This window comes from Paenibacillus silvestris (genome assembly GCF_009882985.1).
GTDB lineage: Bacteria > Bacillota > Bacilli > Paenibacillales > NBRC-103111 > Paenibacillus_E > Paenibacillus_E silvestris.
In genome coordinates this window covers 171472-191069 of the sequence record NZ_WTUZ01000021.1, presented here as the reverse complement: position 1 = coordinate 191069, position 19598 = coordinate 171472, and the positions used below count along the sequence as shown (strand labels likewise).

At 44.6% G+C, this 19598-nt stretch carries 23 protein-coding genes; 6 read left to right on the top strand and 17 right to left on the bottom strand.

Translation table 11 applies throughout. The features are described 5' to 3' along the window. Positions 1-5: 5 nt before the first annotated feature. On the bottom strand, positions 6-989 hold the full coding sequence (gene spoIIIAA / locus GQF01_RS19425) for a stage III sporulation protein AA (RefSeq protein ID WP_161408396.1): 984 nt from the start codon (positions 987-989) through the stop codon (positions 6-8). A gap of 72 nt (positions 990-1061) precedes the next feature. Beyond that, positions 1062-1325 carry a YqhV family protein gene (locus GQF01_RS19420; protein ID WP_161408395.1) on the bottom strand — a complete coding sequence of 88 codons (264 nt, stop codon included), beginning with the start codon at positions 1323-1325 and terminating at the stop codon, positions 1062-1064. A 347-nt stretch (positions 1326-1672) separates the two neighbouring features. Between GQF01_RS19420 and comA the strand changes: the two genes are divergently transcribed. The 3 genes from comA to GQF01_RS19405 are packed head-to-tail and all read left to right on the top strand — an operon-like array spanning position 1673 to position 3742. After that, entirely contained in the window at positions 1673-2476 is an 804-nt protein-coding gene (gene comA / locus GQF01_RS19415) for a phosphosulfolactate synthase (protein ID WP_161408394.1), read from the top strand. Further along, the gene (locus GQF01_RS19410; RefSeq protein WP_235960043.1) at positions 2477-3220 is read left to right on the top strand and encodes a 2-phosphosulfolactate phosphatase; all 744 of its coding nucleotides are present in this window, start codon (positions 2477-2479) and stop codon (positions 3218-3220) included. Between the two features lie 57 nt (positions 3221-3277). After that, on the top strand, positions 3278-3742 hold the full coding sequence (locus GQF01_RS19405; protein WP_161408393.1) for a DUF441 domain-containing protein: 465 nt from the start codon (positions 3278-3280) through the stop codon (positions 3740-3742). An 8-nt stretch (positions 3743-3750) separates the two neighbouring features. On the opposite strand, the gene GQF01_RS19400 is transcribed toward GQF01_RS19405, so the two are convergent. The 5 genes from GQF01_RS19400 to GQF01_RS19380 form a co-directional block, all read right to left on the bottom strand. Further along, positions 3751-5007 (bottom strand): aspartate kinase, encoded by a 1257-nt coding sequence (locus GQF01_RS19400; RefSeq protein ID WP_161408392.1) that lies wholly within the window; start codon positions 5005-5007, stop codon positions 3751-3753. Between the two features lie 141 nt (positions 5008-5148). Next, a complete protein-coding gene (gene efp, locus GQF01_RS19395; protein ID WP_161408391.1) occupies positions 5149-5706 on the bottom strand; it encodes an elongation factor P in 558 nt (185 codons plus the stop codon). A gap of 15 nt (positions 5707-5721) precedes the next feature. Beyond that, complete coding sequence (locus tag GQF01_RS19390) at positions 5722-6795, bottom strand: M24 family metallopeptidase (protein WP_161408549.1); 1074 nt, start codon at positions 6793-6795, stop codon at positions 5722-5724. A gap of 23 nt (positions 6796-6818) precedes the next feature. Then, on the bottom strand, positions 6819-7253 hold the full coding sequence (aroQ, locus tag GQF01_RS19385) for a type II 3-dehydroquinate dehydratase (RefSeq protein ID WP_161408390.1): 435 nt from the start codon (positions 7251-7253) through the stop codon (positions 6819-6821). A 79-nt stretch (positions 7254-7332) separates the two neighbouring features. Beyond that, positions 7333-7821 (bottom strand): YqhR family membrane protein, encoded by a 489-nt coding sequence (locus GQF01_RS19380; RefSeq protein WP_161408389.1) that lies wholly within the window; start codon positions 7819-7821, stop codon positions 7333-7335. Positions 7822-7973: 152 nt separating this feature from the next. Here GQF01_RS19380 and GQF01_RS19375 point away from each other — a divergent pair, with 152 nt between their 5' ends. Together GQF01_RS19375 and GQF01_RS19370 are read left to right on the top strand one after the other, a co-directional pair. Then, the gene (locus GQF01_RS19375) at positions 7974-8915 is read left to right on the top strand and encodes a DUF1385 domain-containing protein (protein ID WP_161408388.1); all 942 of its coding nucleotides are present in this window, start codon (positions 7974-7976) and stop codon (positions 8913-8915) included. After that, positions 8912-9169, top strand: coding sequence for a hypothetical protein (locus GQF01_RS19370; protein ID WP_161408387.1), 258 nt, complete (start codon positions 8912-8914; stop codon positions 9167-9169). The genes GQF01_RS19375 and GQF01_RS19370 overlap by 4 nt, the downstream gene beginning before the upstream one ends. A 9-nt stretch (positions 9170-9178) precedes the next feature. Here GQF01_RS19370 and GQF01_RS19365 read toward each other — a convergent pair whose 3' ends face one another. Together GQF01_RS19365 and mntR are read right to left on the bottom strand one after the other, a co-directional pair. Then, positions 9179-10147 carry a patatin-like phospholipase family protein gene (locus GQF01_RS19365; protein ID WP_161408386.1) on the bottom strand — a complete coding sequence of 323 codons (969 nt, stop codon included), beginning with the start codon at positions 10145-10147 and terminating at the stop codon, positions 9179-9181. 112 nt (positions 10148-10259) lie between these two features. Further along, complete coding sequence (gene mntR / locus GQF01_RS19360) at positions 10260-10685, bottom strand: transcriptional regulator MntR (protein ID WP_145655484.1); 426 nt, start codon at positions 10683-10685, stop codon at positions 10260-10262. Positions 10686-10848: 163 nt separating this feature from the next. Here mntR and splB point away from each other — a divergent pair, with 163 nt between their 5' ends. Next, a complete protein-coding gene (splB, locus tag GQF01_RS19355; RefSeq protein ID WP_161408385.1) occupies positions 10849-11910 on the top strand; it encodes a spore photoproduct lyase in 1062 nt (353 codons plus the stop codon). Between the two features lie 18 nt (positions 11911-11928). Here the strand turns inward: splB and GQF01_RS19350 are convergent, their stop codons facing one another. The 8 genes from GQF01_RS19350 to GQF01_RS19315 form a co-directional block, all read right to left on the bottom strand. Continuing rightward, entirely contained in the window at positions 11929-12642 is a 714-nt protein-coding gene (locus GQF01_RS19350; protein ID WP_161408384.1) for a cytochrome c biogenesis CcdA family protein, read from the bottom strand. 1 nt (position 12643) lies between these two features. Further along, a complete protein-coding gene (locus tag GQF01_RS19345) occupies positions 12644-13444 on the bottom strand; it encodes a metal ABC transporter permease (RefSeq protein ID WP_145655490.1) in 801 nt (266 codons plus the stop codon). Positions 13445-13456: 12 nt separating this feature from the next. Beyond that, the gene (locus tag GQF01_RS19340) at positions 13457-14236 is read right to left on the bottom strand and encodes a metal ABC transporter ATP-binding protein (RefSeq protein ID WP_161408383.1); all 780 of its coding nucleotides are present in this window, start codon (positions 14234-14236) and stop codon (positions 13457-13459) included. Between the two features lie 34 nt (positions 14237-14270). Further along, positions 14271-15170 (bottom strand): metal ABC transporter substrate-binding protein, encoded by a 900-nt coding sequence (locus GQF01_RS19335; RefSeq protein ID WP_235960040.1) that lies wholly within the window; start codon positions 15168-15170, stop codon positions 14271-14273. Between the two features lie 164 nt (positions 15171-15334). Beyond that, entirely contained in the window at positions 15335-15697 is a 363-nt protein-coding gene (locus GQF01_RS19330) for a hypothetical protein (RefSeq protein ID WP_161408382.1), read from the bottom strand. 150 nt (positions 15698-15847) lie between these two features. After that, positions 15848-17848, bottom strand: coding sequence for a methionine--tRNA ligase (metG, locus tag GQF01_RS19325; RefSeq protein WP_161408381.1), 2001 nt, complete (start codon positions 17846-17848; stop codon positions 15848-15850). 371 nt (positions 17849-18219) lie between these two features. Further along, positions 18220-18468 (bottom strand): membrane protein insertion efficiency factor YidD, encoded by a 249-nt coding sequence (yidD, locus tag GQF01_RS19320; protein WP_161408380.1) that lies wholly within the window; start codon positions 18466-18468, stop codon positions 18220-18222. 97 nt (positions 18469-18565) lie between these two features. After that, a complete protein-coding gene (locus GQF01_RS19315) occupies positions 18566-19273 on the bottom strand; it encodes a transposase (RefSeq protein WP_235960036.1) in 708 nt (235 codons plus the stop codon). Positions 19274-19598: the final 325 nt, after the last annotated feature.

Below are 19598 nucleotides of genomic sequence, written 5' to 3'. Positions count from 1 at the left end.
TTTCATCATCCTTTACGTGCAGGATAGAGTTCCAATGGCTTCCCCAATCGATCCAAAATGCGAAAGGCAGAAGGTTCGCCTTTTCTTCGATGCAGGATGACATATCTCGTAAATACACCCTCTTCCAAAAGCTGCTTCAGAACAGGCCTCATGCGAACATCGTCATAATCAGCACCATGCGCGGTTGCAACGACGCGAATCCCCGTGTGAACAGCCTCGTGGATCGCTGCTGCATCTTCTGGCCGGCCGATTTCATCAACGACCAGCACATCTGGCGATAATGACCGGATCATCATCATCATGCCTTCCGCTTTGGGGCAACCGTCCATGACGTCTGTTCTTGGCCCTAGATCGAATCTAGGCACGCCCTTGACACATGCCGCTAGTTCCGATCGTTCATCGACTACGCCTACCTTCTTGCCTGCCGTCCCCAGCCCGCTTACTCCCCACTCACCGCGGCTGATAAGTCTGGTCATGTCCCGGATCAGGGTTGTCTTCCCTTGCTGCGGCGGTGATATGACAAGTGTGTGATGTATACTTCTCAGAATCGGGTCGTAGAGATGTGGCAGCACCTGCCTGCCCACCCCTTGAATCTCGCGAGCAATCCGAATGTTAAAAGAGCTAACATCACGAATCTGCTTGACATCCCCTTGATCTAACACGGTGCGCCCAGCTAGTCCTACTCGATGGCCGCCAACAATGGTGATATAACCTCTTCGCAGTTCTTCTTCATGGGTGTACATGGAATGGTTCGTTAACATCTCCAGCAAGGTCAGACAATCTTGACGCGTTGGCTTGTACGCCCGTTCTTCCCCTGCTACCAGTTGACCTCTCTCATCAACGAAAGCGTACCCGTCACTCCAGATTAGCTCGAAGGGCCGTGATTCTCTCACCCTAATTTCCTCAACGCTAGCTTGTACGTCCGGCGGCAAACCGGAGAGTAAAATCCGAAGCGTCTGAGGAAGAATGTGCATGATCGTATCGTGCATAGAGAGACATCCCTCCAAGTTGTCCAGTCTTCTATATTCATTTCTATGCTTAATAGAAAGAAATATGACCGATTACTTTTTTAAAATACCAATGAATAGACAGCTTACTCCCGCAATGACCCAGAGCATCTTACCGTAAGAAAGTTTCTCTGCTATCCCTACCAAACCTATCGTCGTAGTAGCTAGTAGTACTAGAGGACCTACTAGAGCGAGCGTAGAGTTCACTAGCAGCGCTTTCTCCACTGTCGCCAGTCTCAGCATCACGATGGCTGCGATGATCTCCATGCTCCCTGACATCATCCTTAGCGATGCCATCGTTAGGACAATTTTGTTCATGTGCTTTCTACTCCTTTCGTAAAAAGAAACAGCTCTTTTGAACCTTGGCAAAGTAACTCGGCGAAGCAATTTTATAAAAAGCCGGAAGAGCGACTTTTGCAAATCTGTTTCCACCATCAAAATAAGTTCAAGCAGGAACAGATTTGCAATGGAGCCTGGAGGTTTTTATAAAATTGCGGAGCACTCTAGCGTAACTCATCTAGCCCAAGGTTCAACGGCAGCTCACTCTTTTTACCCTACCTTATGCGGGCTCGTCTGATTTTAGGCATAGTGGGCACCACCATTTGCCCAGATGCATATGCTGTACACATAATTGAACCTTCGAAGGACAGTGAGGAGAAATACCGATGGAAGTTACCTCTTATTTGAACTGGAATCCCGTTCTGGCCGACCCCACAGGACAAAGGCAGGCCAAACCCAGAACGCTGGGTAAGACAATGGTAATGGATAAAGGCTTAGGGCCACATGCATTTGAAGATTTGCTTGCCATTGGCAGCAATCATTTGGATATGATCAAACTCGGCTTCGGCACATCTCCTCTGTATCCACAGCACGTGCTGAAAAGCAAAATTAACGCTGCCAAGGAGTATGGAATTTGCATCTATCCAGGAGGAACTTTTCTCGAAGTTGCTATCACACAGAACGCTGTGAATTCCTATTTCAATATGGTTGCTGCGCTCGGATTTAACGGAGTTGAAATATCCAATGGAACCATTGATTTTGACCGTAAGCTCAGAAATGAGTTGATAGCGCGCGGGCTAGACGAAGGATTAGAGGTCATAACGGAATATGGTAAAAAGGGCTGGGGTTCTGCCATCGAATTAGAGGAATTGATTGAAACCGTGATGTTAGACACAGAATTCGGAGCTTCACTAGTAACCATTGAAGCTCGTGAATCAGGCATGGGTGTTGGGATTTTTGATTCACAGGGGAAATGTAAGGATGAGGAAGTAGGGCAAGTGCTCTCCGCCGTTCCCGGGCAGCAGCTTCTATGGGAAGCGCCGCTCAAAAGTCAACAGGTGCATTTGATTAGCATGCTTGGATCTGATATCCATTTGGGCAATATCTCACCGGATGAGCTTATTGCTTTGGAAGCATTGCGCAGAGGACTGCGTTCCGATACGTTGTCCTTAGGTACCAGAAAGGAATAAATGATGCATATCGAGGTTGTCGCCAACATCGGCGAAGCAAGAAGTGACGATTTTCTTCATAAAACCGTCATAGTCGTTGATGTTATCCGTGCAACTAGCACGATCATCACCGCATTGATTAACGGTTGCAAAGCCATTGTTCCAGTGGATACCGTACTGAGAGCCAAAGAACTGCAACAAGAGGGTGATCTGCTTGGAGGGGAACGATTTTGCAAGAAAATCCCCGGTTTCGATTTCGGTAATTCACCATTGGAATATACCAAGGAAGCTGTACAAGGCAAACGCGTGATTCTAACGACAACGAACGGCACTAGAGGCATTCAAAAAGCGTTAAAAGCAGATCAAGTGTTAGCGGGCTCTTTCTTAAATAGCAAAGCTTGCGCAGCGGCCGCGATTGCCTTCAAAAGAGACACCGTCATTCTATGCGCAGGGACACAAGACGTCTTCTCCTTAGAGGATGGCCTTTGTGCCGGGCATATTCTGGAGGAACTAGTCTTAGCTCTAGGCGAGAAACAGGTAGCAACCAATGATTTCGGTTTAGCTATGCGCGGATGCTATTTACAAGCCCAACATACGTTATACGATACACTGCTGTCCTCCAGTAATGGAAAAAAGATGTGCAAGTCCGGATTCCTGGCAGATATCGAAGCCTGCGCCAAAACAAATATCACAGAGCAAGTTCCCATCCTTGAACGTGATCAAATGGTGCTGCTGCAGCGCAGTTCAAGACGTCCTGCGTTCTAAATACAAGCCCCTCTCATAAACTAAGATGGAAAGTTATGAGGGTGAGGGGTTTTGATTATGAATGGCAATATAATCTTAGTTACACTCATTGTTATTGGACTCATTGGCCGTTCTCCAATTATTACAACCGCTTCTTGCATGCTGCTTGCCTTGAAGTTAGTCGGATTAATGCGATACTTTCCGGCCATGGAACGAAGAGGCTTGGAACTTGGGCTGCTCTTTCTGACAATTGGGGTCCTTGTGCCATTCGCCAGCGAACGCATCACTGTGAAAGACATCTTGTCGGTATTTACCTCTTGGCCGGGAATTATTGCGCTTCTAGGCGGAGCGCTTGCAACGTATATGAACGGAAAAGGGTTGGAGCTATTGAAAATAGACCCACAATTAATTGTGGGTCTTGTCATTGGTTCCATTTTTGGCATTATCTTTTTGCGTGGAATTCCGGTAGGCCCTTTAATGGCAGCCGGAATTACAGCTTTTTTATTAAAAGTTGCTTATTTTATATCCGATAAATTCAGTTAAGCCTTACATTATCTACGATCTTGAGGTCCGCCAACGAATGCTTGCTCAGTTGTGTCCAAGCCATAAGCTGTATGCAACGATTGGATGACTTCTGTCAAGTTCGTGTTCTCGATAACGCAAGACACTTTAATTTCTGACGTGCTAACCAGAGAGATGGAGATGCCTAAGTCAGAAATCACTTTAAACATCGTAGCTGCAACCCCAGGCGTGCTAACCATACCAGCGCCAACGATGGACACTTTCACCATGTTCACTTCGAAAGTGACTTCACGGAAGCCGATTTCACCGCGGATGGAATCAATCGCATCCAAGGCTTTTTCTCGGTCAGCAAGCGTTGTTGTGAAAGAGAAATCCGCTGATCCATGGAGAACACCGCTTTGTACAATGATATCTACATCGACTTGAACCTCGGCAAGCGCCATGAATACTTTTGCCAGCTGACCCGGTTTCTCAGGTACACCTAGAATACTAACTCTTGCCACATTCTTGTCATAGGCGATGCCACGGACAACGATTCCTTGCTCCATCACTGCTTCCTCCTTCACGTTGGTACCTTCATTGTTAGTAAAACTGGAACGCACCACCAAGGTAACGTTATAATTTTTGGCATATTCCACTGCTCTTGGATGAAGAACCGCAGCCCCCAGATTAGCAAGCTCCAGCATCTCATCGTAGGAAATTTCACTCAGCTTTCTCGCTACTTTCACAATGCGCGGATCTGTTGAGTAAATACCATCTACGTCGGTATAAATCTCACAAAGATCTGCTTTGATTGCAGCAGCAAGAGCAACAGCCGTCGTATCAGAACCGCCGCGGCCAAGCGTTGTAATTTCTCCGGCTTCGCTCATCCCTTGGAAACCAGCTACAATTACGACGTTGCCTTGTTCTAGCGCATTCAGAACACGCACAGGTTGAATATCAGTAATTCTTGCTTTTCCATGAACATCTTCCGTGAAAATACCGCTCTGCCAACCGGTGTAAGACACCGCTTGTTCCCCTAAACTATGTATCGCCATCGATAAGAGGGCTACAGAAACCTGCTCTCCTGTCGTTAAGAGCATATCCATTTCACGAGCCGGTGGGGCTCCATCGTAAATTTGCTTAGACAGGTCGATAAGTTCGTCCGTTGTATCTCCCATCGCAGATACGACAACAACGCAGCTGTGACCTGCTTGCTTTCGCTCAACGATTCTTTTTGCAACACGTTTCATTCGCTCCGCATCACCGACAGAGCTACCGCCAAATTTCATCACTATTAGAGACAAAGCTGACCCACTCCTAACGCATACTAGTGCATAACAATTCAATATTATAGCATAAAATGTGGTTTTGTGTGAAAAATTGCACACACAAAACAAAAAAACTCTCTGACTTGTCAAAGTCAGAGAGGCTTGCCCTAGTTGAAACTAGGCACGGGAGATATAACGGCCATCTTCCGTATCAACGGTAAGCACGTCGCCTTCGTTGATAAATAGTGGAACTTGAACAACAAGTCCTGTTTCCACTTTAGCACCTTTAAGCGCGCCTTGAGCTGTGTTGCCTTTAACGCCCGGCTCTGTTTCTACAACTTTCAAATCAACGCTTTTCGGCAGATTGATCCCTAGAATTTCACCTTGGTAGCTCAAAATTTTGATGTTCATGTTCTCTAGAAGGAAGTTCAATTCCCATTTCAATTGCTCACGGGAAAGGCTGAACTGATCATACGTTTCTGTATCCATGAACGTGAACTCGTCGCCGCTAGCATACAGGTACTGCATTTCACGGTTTTCGATATGTGCACGACCCACGTTCTCACCTGCACGGAACGTACGCTCAACGGTGTTGCCGTTGCGCAGGTTTTTCAGCTTGGAGCGCACGAATGCAGCGCCTTTACCTGGTTTAACGTGTTGGAAATCTAGAACTGTAAAAATATCATGTTCTACTTCAATGGTAAGTCCTGTTTTGAAATCATTTACTGATATCACTTGTGAATCCCTCCGCTAGTCAATAATAAGAAAATCTTTTGTAGAACTTGTAAGTATTTTAATGCCGGTGTCAGTAATTACTGCGTCATCTTCAATTCGAACTCCCCCAAAACCAGGGAGATAAATGCCAGGTTCCACCGTAACCACCATACCAGGAGTTAAAATTGTATCCTCGGTTTTCGACAAGCGCGGAGATTCATGAACCTCCATGCCTAAACCATGTCCGGTACCGTGACCGAAATAATCGCCATAGCCATGCTTCACGATAACATCTCGTGCAAATGCGTCGCCTTCTCTGCCTGCAATACCAGGTTTGAGATTGGCTAAACAAGTGAGTTGAGCTTCCAGAACAATATCATAGATTTCTTTATGCTTGTCTGTGGGCTTTCCTAGCATAACCGTTCTTGTGATGTCAGAGCAATACCCTTTATAATACGCTCCAAAATCTAATTTGACAAATTCGTTTATTTGGAGCACGCGATCACTTGCTTTGCCATGAGGCAGAGCGGAGCGTTCGCCGGAAGCCACGATCGTTTCAAACGAAGTCGAGGTGCCGCCATTTTTTCGGATAAACATTTCAATTTCAAGCGCAATATCGAGTTCCTTCACGCCTGGCTTGATATAGGACAAAATGTGCGAAAAAGTTTGGTCAGCCAGATCTGCAGCTTCCTGCATGACTTGCAATTCCGCATCGTCTTTGACCATGCGGATGCCCTCGACGAGCTTCGCAGTCGGCAATAGCTGGATGCCCGGTAATGCTTCTTGATAACTTAAGAAGTCACCATAGGACACATCCCCTTGTTCGAAGCCAAGCTGTGCAATTCCTTGTTGATTCAAAAGTTCTTTGACAGCGTCCATTACTTTAGCCTTATGCTCAACGACTTCAAAAAGCTTCGCTTGCTGAGGCGCTTGCGTCATATAACGAAAATCTGTCAAAAGAATTGCACGGTCTAGCGTTATAAGAACATAGCCGGAAGAACCGGTGAATCCAGATACATATGTACGGTTATATGCGTTCGTGATGAGTACAGCCGGTAAATTTTGCTCTTGCATAACCTTGCGAAGACGTTCAATACGTTTCTCCTGCATCGAAATCACCATTCCTTCTTCTTTTATTGCATATGGGTTAGTAGTGCTCTTAAGCCTAGCTCATAGCTCTGCACACCGAATCCACTAATCTGACCGATAACCACTGGTGCGGTGACGGAGTGATGACGAAACTCCTCGCGCTTATGAATGTTCGATAGATGAACTTCAACGGTAGGTAATTGAACGGAAGACAGCGCATCGCGAATGGCGTAGCTATAGTGCGTAAATGCGCCTGGATTAATAAGAATACCATCCTTCGTGCCAAAGGCTTCATGAATTTTATCAATAATATGGCCTTCATGATTCGATTGGAAGCTCTCAATCTCAACCGAAAGAACTTCGGCTAATTCAGTCAAGCCTTGAATAATGACGGATAGAGACACCGTTCCGTACACGCCAGGTTCACGTATGCCCAGCATATTCAGGTTGGGCCCGTTAATAACAAGAACCTTTTTCAACAGGAATCACTCCCCAGCATTTTTCAGTCGACAGACAGACTTTATCGCCTATTTAACCTTTGATATTTTACCATAACTTTCATGTCTTGTGTATAGGTTGTCTTGTTCTTGTATCTGTGTATTCGATCGCGATTGAATAGCCAATAAACATTCCCCACACCAGGAATAAACATAGATCAGTCAGAATGGTATTCAGGTCCAGATCCGTAATCCAGTATGTCATCCCCGCCAGTGGCCCGATCAATAAATAAATCGCCGCCCACCAGAGTGCACCGTACCCTATTCCCCACCAAGCAGATTGCAGTTTCCACATGGTGACCATATAGATGAAGGCTGCGATAATGGAAAATACCGTGAAAAAGCCCCACCCAATGAGCACTCCCTGCCAGGTCAAAAGAAAATCATGCTTGAAAAAAGGCTCAACAAGAAAACCCACCACGATATTGCTAAATTTAAAATAGTGTTCAATTATTTTCATGGCTCCCCAAATGAATCCAGCAAAAAAGCCAATATAGATGACGAAAAGCCAACGATTTGTTTTCATTTCCCCCATATTTTTCTCACTCATCTCTCTTTATCTTCCTTTCTCTACAGATATTGCACGCCATTCACAGGTAAGAATAGTATGTTCTACCGTTATCGGTAGCATTCAAACCCTGAATCCGTTACAATAGGAAAGTACGAAAAACCGAATTCGAGAAGGATAAGAAGGTGGATCTCATGGCAGAACAAAACAGTATTTACGGAGGACAAGCCGTCATTGAGGGCGTCATGTTCGCAGGAAGAAATGTGCATGTAACCGCCGTGCGCAAGAAAGATGGCTCACTTGATTTCTTAGAGGTCCCTAGGAAAGATATCCCTTGGGTACAAACGCTCAAGAAAATCCCGTTAGTCCGAGGGATTGTCGGCATTATAGAATCCAGCGCCAAAGGTGCTCAGCATCTTAATTTCTCAGCAGAATCCTTCGCTGAACAAGAAGGTGAGAACAAGTCCGCGGCCAAAGATGAGAAGCCTGGCTTCTTCTCCAATATTTCAATGATTCTTGGTGTGGCGGTTGTGGGTGTATTATCGTTCCTTTTTGGGAAATTTGTATTTACACTAGTCCCTGCAATCATTGAACAGTTTTTGTTTGGGAATGTATTTAGCAATCAAATTCTTCATAATCTTATAGAAGGTGTTATCAAAATCATCTTGCTTGTAGGATATATTTACTTCATATCCTTAACACCTATGATTCGCAGACTGTTCCAATATCATGGAGCTGAGCACAAAGTAATCAGCGCCTACGAAGCCGGCGTCGAGCTTACCGTCAGCAATGTACAGAAGTTCAATACGCTGCACTACCGTTGCGGCAGCAGCTTCATTGTTTTTACCGTATTGATCGGCGTCGTTATCTACTCATTCCTTCACTATGATGGGTATGTTGAGCGTATTTTACAGCGCTTAGTGCTGCTCCCAGTTGTTATCGGGGTTTCTTATGAAGTACTAAGATTCACGAACTCGCTTCGCGAAGTACCGGTTCTACGTTACTTGGGTTACCCGGGACTATGGCTTCAACTGCTGACTACCAAAGAACCTGAAGACAGCCAAGTTGAAGTTTCCATCGCTTCTTTTAACCGGATGCGTGAAGCAGAAAAAAGAATAATGGAGGGACGGGCATGAGAAGAAGATTTTCGCCGGTCGAGATCGCTATCGGTGTTTTGATTGCGATTGGATTGTTGGTAAATTTGCCATCTTTTTTCATTCCAATTCTCGTATTAGGGCTTATATTTCTTCTATACAAATTTCCGCCATCTCGTTGGAAAAAACCTTCCATTGGCCGCGGTCCATCCAAGCCAAAAAGGAAAAACGCAAAGTTTCGCGTAATCAATGGAACAAAAGACTCAGAGCCGGATGATTTTCCGAAGTATCATTAATCAAACTCGTCATTTTGTCGGAACGCGCAGCACGTATTTCAGATAATTCTCTTCATAGGTTTGGGCGGACCATTTATTAAAGTAGTCTTGGGCAGCTTGATATCCCGAATCATACAGCGCTAGACTCAATTCCTTTGATAAATTAAATTGCGTGTTCCCCACACCGAGCGTTGGGATTTTAACCGTACGGAAACGGTTTTTCATCTCAATGTACCGCTCATCATGCGCACTGAGCATCGTTCCAAACAAGGCTTCGAGCATCGTAATCGGCCCTTTGATTGTGTGCGTGGGCGTTTCACTTTTACCAACGAGTTGGAAGCCGATAACGGGAATGATATCTTCACGATCAGTGTCCCGATCGAACACCCATAAGGGATAATTGCTTAACAACCCACCATCCACGATATAATAAAACTGCTCTGCGAATGGCGCTGCCTTCGCAGAGCTTTTTATTTGCCGGCGGATCATGACCGGATCAAAAAAGTAAGGGATGCTCGTGCTCATCCGTACCGCTTTGGCGATGGAAAATTTCCGCGGATCAATGCCATATTGCGCGATATCCTCAGGCAGCACAAGCAGCTTGCCTTGCGTAATATCCGAAGCAATAATGCGCAGCTGATTGTGCTTCAAATCACCAAAGTTGCGGATGCCCTTGGCAGCAAGCAAGCCCGACACCCATTGCTCCAGTGCTTCACCGGAGTAGAGACCTTTCTTGATCAGCAGCCGCGCTGCCGGCCCGATGATTTTGGTATTAAAAATTAGTGATCGCTGCATAAACGTTTTGAATGGCGTCCTGAAGATTATTTCTTTCATCTCTTCTCCGGTATAGCCTGCCGCTAGTAAAGCCGCTACAATCGCTCCAGAGCTTGTACCTGCGACTTGATGGAACACATGCCCCTGCTTCATCGCTGCACTGACACCGCCGGCGAGCGCTATCCCCTTGACGCCTCCACCTTCAAACACGCCATTGATTAACATATGAGACCCCTCCCCCAAATCATACAAAAGGGCTTACTTTGTTATGTATGCGGGGGCAGTTTGTTTCTATGCACAATAAAAAGACAGAGCGCCGCGGGTTGCGGCCTCTGTCCTAATTATCAGCTTCTATTTCTTTACGAACATTCAAGAGTTCATCTGTCCTACCTGGATCTCTGCGGAAATATTCGACCAAAGTCTCGATACATGTGATGGAATCCCAGCTTAGATGATGCTCAATTCCCTCAACATCCTTATATATATTGTCCTCTTGGACACCAATGATTGTTAAGAAATTTTCGAGCAGTTGATGACGTTCAACTAATCGCTTACCCATTTTCTTACCTTTTGGAGTTAACATAAGTCCGCGGTACTTCTCATAGATCAGATAATTGTCTTTATCCAGCTTTTGAATCATTTTCGTCACGGAGGAGGGATGCACTTCAAGCCCTTCAGCAATGTCGGAGACACGAGCGTAACCTTTCTCGTCTATGAGTTTATATATTCTCTCCAGATAGTCTTCCATGCTAGGCGTAGCCATTGCTTTATTTCCCCCTGCTTTCCTTTATTTCCTGCCACTTGCTTACCTATCATAATCCATCAACCTAGATGCGGTCAAATATCCCATGGTTCATCCACTCTGTACATTGGCACACTAATTATCAGGAACGAACTTCATCCCGAATGGCTGAAAGGAGATTTCCATGTCTACAGAAATACTTACTAGACCTGTACCTAGCACAACCGTTTTCGTGCCAGAGCTTGTTTATTTTGAGCCTGACGCGATGAATTATACCAAGGGTCAGCAGATCTATGAATGGGCTAAGCAGCAAGGGTTAGAGATTCAGATGACAACGTCACATAATCAAATACGCGATCTTCCTGGTGATACCGAACTTGAAAAATACCGCATAGCCAAAAGAACATTGGTCGTCGGCATTCGCAAGACACTTAAATTCGACACTTCAAAACCATCTGCCGAATATGCGATTCCTATCGCTACAGGCTGTATGGGGCACTGCCACTACTGCTATCTCCAAACCACTTTAGGGGCAAAGCCCTACATTCGTGTTTACGTCAATATGGATGATATTCTAGGCGCCGCTCAAAAATATATTGATGAACGAGTACCCGAAATCACCCGTTTTGAAGCTGCCTGTACCTCAGATCCTGTTGGTTTGGAGCATATCTCTGGCTCCTTAAAACAGCTCATCGAATTCATGGGACAGCAGGAGCACGGGCGACTGCGGTTTGTAACGAAATACCATCATGTTGAGCCGCTTCTAGATGCCAAACACAATAAACATACTCGATTTCGCTTTAGTGTGAACGCGGATTATGTGATTAAAAATTTTGAACCAGGTACTTCCAAATTTCACGAAAGAATTGAAGCTGCTGGTAAGGTGGCCCAAGCTGGATATCCGCTAGGTTTTATCATTGCCCCCATCATTTGGCACGACGGCTGGGAAGAGGGTTATGCCACACTATTGGAACGGCTTCATAAAGAGCTTCCACCCGAAGCAACGCTAGATTTAACCTTTGAAATGATTCAACACCGGTTCACAAGAACGGCCAAAAACGTCATCGAAAAAAGATATCCGAAAACGAAACTAGAAATGGACGAAGAAAAACGAAAATACAAATGGGGCCGTTGGGGACAAGGTAAATACGTATATCCAGATGAACAAGCAAACGCCTTAAGGGAATTTATCACAGAACAAATCTTTGATAAATTCCCTCAAGCCAAAATTGAGTATTTCACTTAACTAATTGCTCATTCATTGTTAAAACTTCAGCCAATCCGGGGTTATGGTGTTTAACCAAAGTGTGATCTGCGTCATTTTACCTGTATAAAGTAAAACCGCAATCACAACCATTAAACCCCCTCCAATTTTCATAATCAGGTTGGAATAACGCAGAATCCATTTGGTGGAGCCAATGAAAAAGGAGAGTACAAAAAACGGAATCGCAAAACCTAACGAGTAGGCAGTCGTTAACTGAAACCATGTGCCAGGCTCCGTTGTAGCCAGAGCAAGAATTGCCGATAAGATTGGTCCTACACAAGGAGACCATCCAGCAGCAAATCCCATCCCCACCAGCACTGAGCCGATATATCCCGCGGGACGAAACTTAATCTGCAGCTTGCGTTCTCTCATTAACCACTGTGGTTGGAAAACACCAAGAAGGAATAAACCCATGATAAATATCAACAACGCAGCAATTTGCCGAAGCAAATCACGATAATCAATGAAGAAATTCCCCAAAAATCCTGCCGTTAAGCCTAACGCATAAAAAATGATTGAAAATCCAACGATAAAACTTAACGTATGCAGCATTGTTTGCCTGCGCACCTGGGAAGATGTCTCACCGGATTTTAATTCACTTACGGAGATTCCTGTTATGTAGGAAAGATAAGAAGGATATAATGGCAAACAGCAAGGCGAAATGAAGGATGCAATCCCCGCCCATAAAGCAATCCATAAATTAACAGAGTCCATGTTAAATCCTCAATCCTCTTTTTAAAATGATCCCGATCAGCATGGCAATGAGTGTAAGCACAACAGTCCCACCTGGAGCGAGATCCCAAACGCCTGCAACAACCAGCCCAATGACAACCGCAATTTCTGAAAAAATAACGGCCAAAATGACGGAGTGTTTGAAGCTTCTTGCGATTAGCAAACTACATGCGACTGGAATCGTCAACAACGAAGAAACAAGCAGTGCACCTACAATCTTGATAGCAACCGAAATAACGAGTGCAGTAAGCATCGTAATCATCATATTATAATATTTAAGTGGAAGTCCACTTACGCTAGCTGCATCCTCATCGAAAAACATGAGAAAGAACTCTTTAAAATGAACCGCAATAACCCCGACAACAAGAACGGATACACCGAGAACAACCCATAGATCCTGGCGATCCAGTGTATAGATGCTTCCGAATAAATAACTCATAACATTCATATTAAAGCCTTTGCCCAGCGTAAAAAGAATCGTAGCCAGCGCTACGCCGCCAGACATAATGATGGCGATAGAGAGCTCTGCATACGTTTTGTAGGCTTTGCGCAGACGTTCAATGGCGAACGATGCTAACAAGGCAAAGACAAGCCCTACACCGAGCGGGTACACGTTAATGAGAAATCCAAGGGCGACCCCAGCAATAGAAACGTGGGCGAGTGTATCCCCGATCATCGACAATCGCCGAAGGACAAGAAAAACGCCCATTAATGGCGCTGTCAGGCCAATCAATATACCGCCAATTAAAGCGCGTTGAAAAAAATACTCCGAGAATATGTCCAAAATGCCCGCTCCTTACTGAACTCCGATCATCTCGCGAATCTGGCCGATCGAATGTGTCAAATTCGTTTCTCGGCAATCCTCGGGATCATGGGTATGCTTCACATGAAACTTTATGCCGCCGCTAACTTGCTGCGGCTCTGTACCTAAATAAGACTGCATCATGTCCATGTCGTGGGACACCATGATGAACGTCATATGATGATGCTGGTGCATGTGACGGATCATCCGGAAAAATCCGAGCTGCGACTCAGCATCAATCCCAACCGTAGGCTCATCCAATATGAGCAGCTCGGGATTGTTCACAATCGCGCGCGCGAGGAAAGCGCGCTGCTGTTGTCCGCCTGACAGCTGGCCGATCTTGCGGTCAGCTAAGTCTTCGATGCGCATTGCAAGCATCGCGTCTTCCGCTTTTTGCAGGTCAGCTTTGGATAACCTGCGATAGATCCGCTTCTTCGAGTACATCCCTGACAAAACAATTTCTCGCACAGTAGCCGGGAATAACGGATTGAAAGCATTTTTTTGCGGAACATAGCCAATGCGTTCCCAGTCCTTGAACTGGCTTAGCGGACTATCAAACAACCTGATCTCCCCGCTTGTAGGCTTAAGTAGCCCTACAAGCATTTTGAGCAGAGTTGTTTTGCCGGCGCCATTAGAGCCAATAACACCAACAAAATCTCGTTCAAGCACGTTAAAACGAAGCTTATCAATGACCTTTTTATGTTCATAAGAAAAGGAAACCTCATCAATAGACACGATACTTTTGTGACAGAAATCTTTATGGCTTATCTCCATTTTTATAACCCCTGACTCGTAATGAACTACCCTTCTATTGTAAGGCAGTCACTAAATTTTTCAAATTTTTGTCCATAATCGAAATATAGTCCTCGCCAGCATTAGCTTGCTCTTCCGTTAAGCCTTCAAGCGGATTCAATACCATTGTTTCTACATTAGCATCCTTGGCTAACGTCTTTGCCAACTTATCGGATACAAGCTCTTCAAAGAATATATATTTCAAGTTATGCACTTTGATGTATTCATTCATATTCTTAAGATCTTGAGCGGTAGGCTCAGCGTCAGGCGACAGTCCCATGATAGACAATTCCGTCAAGCCATAGTCTCTGCATAAATAAGCAAAAGCCTGGTGAGAAACGGCGATTTCTTTCTTCGAAGTTTGCCCCAGCTCTTTTTTATATCGAGCATCTAAATCAGTTAATTTCGCAGCATAGTTCGCATAATTTTGCTCGTATGCATCTTTATGTGCTGGATCTGCGCTAATGAGCGCCGTTTTAATATTATTAGCCATTTTCACAGCATTTAACGGGCTAAGCCATGCATGAGGGTCGAATTCCTCTTTATTTTCGGAAGTTTTGATTAAAGCTGCCCCATTACTAGCTTCTACTACTTTTAAAGTTGAATCTGGTGATAGACTTCCTAGAAAATCTTTCACCCATCCCTCAAATCCAGCCCCCTGATAGACGAAAACCTCAGCTTGCGACATATTTTTGATGTCTCTGCTCTTCGGCGACCAATCATGGGGTTCAACACCAGCTGGAACCAAGTTAATTGCATTCACATATTCTCCGCCAATTGCTTTTGTAAACTCATATAAGGGATAAAAGCTAGTTACTACATTAACCTTCCCTTGAACAAGCTTAGCTTTTGAACTTGCAGCAGTACCGCATCCAGCCAATATAACAGTTAAAATAACCATGACGGTTATGGACATGAACCATTTCGAACGTATCATTATAATCACTCCACCCATGTTCTAAATCGTAATAATTTTTATTAACGAATTGATTATACGAGTCCCCCTACTTGAAGTCAATACATCTTATGGGCAAAATAAAAAGACCCGCTGTGAATTGTCACAGCATGGCCTTAATTCAATTACTGCTTATTTTGATCTTCTTTCTTTTTTGAACTGTCAGAATCATCTTTAGATGAACTCTTATCTTCTTTATCGGCTCCCTCTTCAGACTTGGAACCTGATGCTTTGTCACTTTGCTCTTTCAATTTCTTATATCGCTCTTCCGATTGCTTGAACAGTTTATTCTCTTGCTTCACCTTATATTGAATAATCTCATTGTACATCTGATATTGTTTTTTTAACTCCTGATTAATAATACTATCATCTTCTTTTTTCGCGCTCGATGCCTTGGATTTAGACTCTTTCTTAGCTTTCTCTTCCTCTTTCTTTTTGTCTGAACCTCCGCCGAAAATAGAACAAGATGTTAAAACAAGAACCATCACCGAAATGCAGATTAACTTCAACAAATATCTCGCTCTCATCTTTATCACTCCGTGGTTAGTTTCCCTTAGAGTACCCCACTTATATGAACCCCCATACGATAAAAAAACAGCCTTGCCCTATGAAAAAATAGGGAAAGGCTGTGGCCTTGATTATTTCACAATCGCGCCGTTAGGCATAGAATCCGGAACCGTGGCCAGCGTCAGTTGGTCCCCGTGCGAAGCCGCGAGGATCATGCCCTGAGACATCTCGCCGCGCAGCTTGACCGGCTTGAGGTTGGTGACGCAAATGACCTTGCGTCCAGCCAGTTCATCGGGCGTATAGAACTTCGCGATGCCCGAAACAACTTGACGCTGCTCATATCCTAGATCGAGCTGCAGCTTTAGAAGCTTGTCGGCGCCTTTCACTGGCTCCGCCGAAATTACTTGAGCTACGCGCAGCTCCACTTTGGCGAAATCGTCGATCCCGATTTCTTCCTTAGGCTCTGGCGCGGGCACTGCTGAAGCCGCCGCCGCAGGTGCTGCTGCTTCTTTCACTTCTTCGGCGGTGCTTGCTGCTCCTCCGCCCATAGCTTCAACAATGTACGCAACTTCTGCCGGTGCGTCCAATCTTGGGAACATTGGATCTCCCTTTTGAACGGTAGTACCCGCTGGGAGATGCCCGAATGATTGCACGCTTTCCCATGCGGTTAAGCGCGGCAGATCCTCGGCAGCTAAGCCTAACTGCTGCCAAATCAGTTGCGGCGTCTTCGTCATGAAAGGACGCAGCAGAACAGACGAGATGCGCTGGGATTCAGCCAGCACATACATGACGGAGCCAAGTGTTTCACGGTTGGCTTCATCCTTCACCATCGACCACGGCTGAGTCTCGTCGATGTATTTGTTCGTGCGGCTAATCAGCTGCCACACGGCGGAAAGCGCAATGGAAAACTCCATTTTTTCCATTGCTTCTTCGTACTTCGCTACCGTCGTTTGAACAGTCTCCAAGAGACTGTCGTCGAATTCGGTAGCCCCCGCCACATACGCGGGAATCGTGCCAGCAAAATACTTATCGATCATAACGATCGTACGGTTAAGCAGATTCCCCAGATCATTAGCGAGGTCATGATTGACTCGCTCCACAAAGCTTTCCGGCGTGAATGTTCCGTCAGCCCCGAAAGGCACTTCGCGCATCAAGTAATAACGAAGCGCGTCCAACCCATAGCGGTCGATCAATGTCACAGGATCAACAACATTCCCTTTGGACTTCGACATTTTGCCATCTTTCATTAGCAGCCAACCATGAGCGAATACTTTCTTCGGCAGTGGCAGGTCAAGCGCCATCAACATAATCGGCCAATAGATCGTATGGAAACGAACAATCTCCTTACTCATCAAGTGAACATCAGCAGGCCAGTACTTTTCAAAATTACTCGCATCATCAGAGCCATATCCTAGTGCAGTAATATAGTTTGAAAGTGCATCAATCCATACATAAATCACATGCTTAGGATCGCCAGGGACCTTAATTCCCCAATCAAATGTCGTACGAGAAACTGCCAAATCCTCAAGTCCTGGCTTGATGAAATTATTAAGCATCTCATTCTTACGAGACTCTGGCTGAATAAAATCCGGATTTTCTTCATAATACTGCACCAAGCGGTCAGCATACTTACTCATCCGGAAGAAATAGGTTTGCTCCTTCATTTTCTCAACGGGACGCCCACAGTCCGGACATTTCCCATCAACAAGCTTGCTCTCTGGGAAAAAGGACTCATCCGGAATACAATACCAGCCTTCATATTCTCCTAGGTAAATATCACCTTGATCAAGCAGTCTTTGAAAAATCTTTCCAACCGCATCCTTATGACGAGTTTCTGTCGTACGGATGAAATCATCATACGAAATGTCGAGTTTACTCCATAGATCCTTAATCCCAGCAACAATACCATCTACAAACTCCTGCGGTGTTGTTCCTTTCTCTTGCGCTTTTCGTTCAATTTTTTGTCCATGTTCGTCTGTACCCGTTAAGTACCTTACGTCAAAGCCGCGAAGTCTTTTGTAGCGCGCCATAGCGTCGCCTGCCACCGTTGAGTAGGCATGACCGATGTGCAGCTTATCGCTTGGATAATAGATGGGCGTCGTGATGTAAAACGTTTTTGATTTCGTTGTCATCCAAAATTCCTCCTAGCTAAAAGTAGAAAACACAAAAAACCCTCATCCATCTTGGGACGAGAGCTGAACTCACGCGGTACCACCCAGTTTCCCCCGCCTTTCACAAGCCCGGGGCTCAGTAAGTCTATAACGACTTGCCCATTAACGCTGGGACACGAAGCCAGCTTACTCCCATTCACGCGTATTATCACTCTAATACGCAGCCTGAGCCGCTCGAAGGCTTATTCTCCGGGACCATCTTCCAAACTTATTCCTATACCGGCTTTCACCTTCCCCGGCTCTCTGTTCATAGGCCTCCGTTTGTACTTATCCGTTCATCGAATCCATATATAACATCATAAGGCAAATATATCGAAAAAAAGAGCCACCTGTCAAGCTGACTGATCGTTATGAACTAATTTATCCGCCGGCGGTGGCACATGATCAATTCCACCTGGATGAAATGGATGGCATTTACAAATCCGCTTCATAGATAGCCAAGACCCTTTCAAGGGACCATGGACTTCAATAGCTTCTAGTGCATACTGAGAACATGTGGGATAGAATCGGCAGGTTGGCGGCTTTAGTGGCGAAATAAATTTTCGATAGAAATGAATAGGAGCTTGCAGCGTCCTTTTCATAGCATCTCTCTCCCTCAATCAAAATTTACTGAATTACTGAACATGTTACTGTACCATCATGCCTGAAAAACAGATTGGGGTCAAATCGTAGGAATCCTTACTCAGGAATATGAAAACATTTCAGAAATGTAGGATAAAAATAAGTAGATATCGCCATTTTGATCCACTTAATAAAAAAGTTAACAGAATAATGCCTACCATTGAACTGATCTTTGATATAACTAATTAATAGAGGATTGCTTAAACCCCTATTATATATCGTTAACTTAGTGTTAAGTCTGTTTAATTTAGATTCAAGATACAATTGTAGATCCCAAGTCAAAGATTTCTTTTGAGTTTGTTCACATTGGTGAGAGTCTTCAGGAGGCAGAGTTTTATCAGGTTTTTGTGAATCAGGGGTGGAAATCTCAGGTTTATTAAGTAATTTAGTTCTATTTTGAGTATACTCGTATGCAAATTGAATTTTCTTCAACAATAATTGTGCGCTTCTATAATTAATTTCAAGAGCATGGGATAGTGCGCTTGCTGTACACTCTACTTCCTCTTTAATTAGAAATTGAATGGCTTGAAACCACAGTAATAAAGGGAGCTTCGATTTGTGCATGATTGTCCCCGCGGTTAAAGAAACCTGCATTCTACACTCTTTGCATTCGAACAATTTACGAGTTCGAATCTGGAAAGCCTCATTATGATCACAACGCGGACAACAAAACCCATTTGCCCAACGCATCTTCAATAAGTACTCCTCACATTCATCTTCCGTACGAAATGTGTATGAACTCATATCCATATATTGCTGTTCCATATTCCCACCCCGAAATCGAACGTGTGTTTCTATTTCTACTATACCAAACATACATTCTAAATGGAAGTATTTTCTATGATTCACTCACTTTTTCTAATAGGATATGTCGGTAAATTACAATTTCTGTGGTATATGCAATTAGACTAAGATGCAGATTAGCTGATGCCTGGATCCATTGCAATTGATAGTATGATTTAAGACAGTATTACGCTTTTGCAGATACGACAGATTATGTTAATTCAAATTATTTCCATCCACAAATGAGAGCGGTTACAGGTCACTGGTGCNNGTTGGTGTTGGTGTTGGTGTTGGTGTTGGTGTTGGT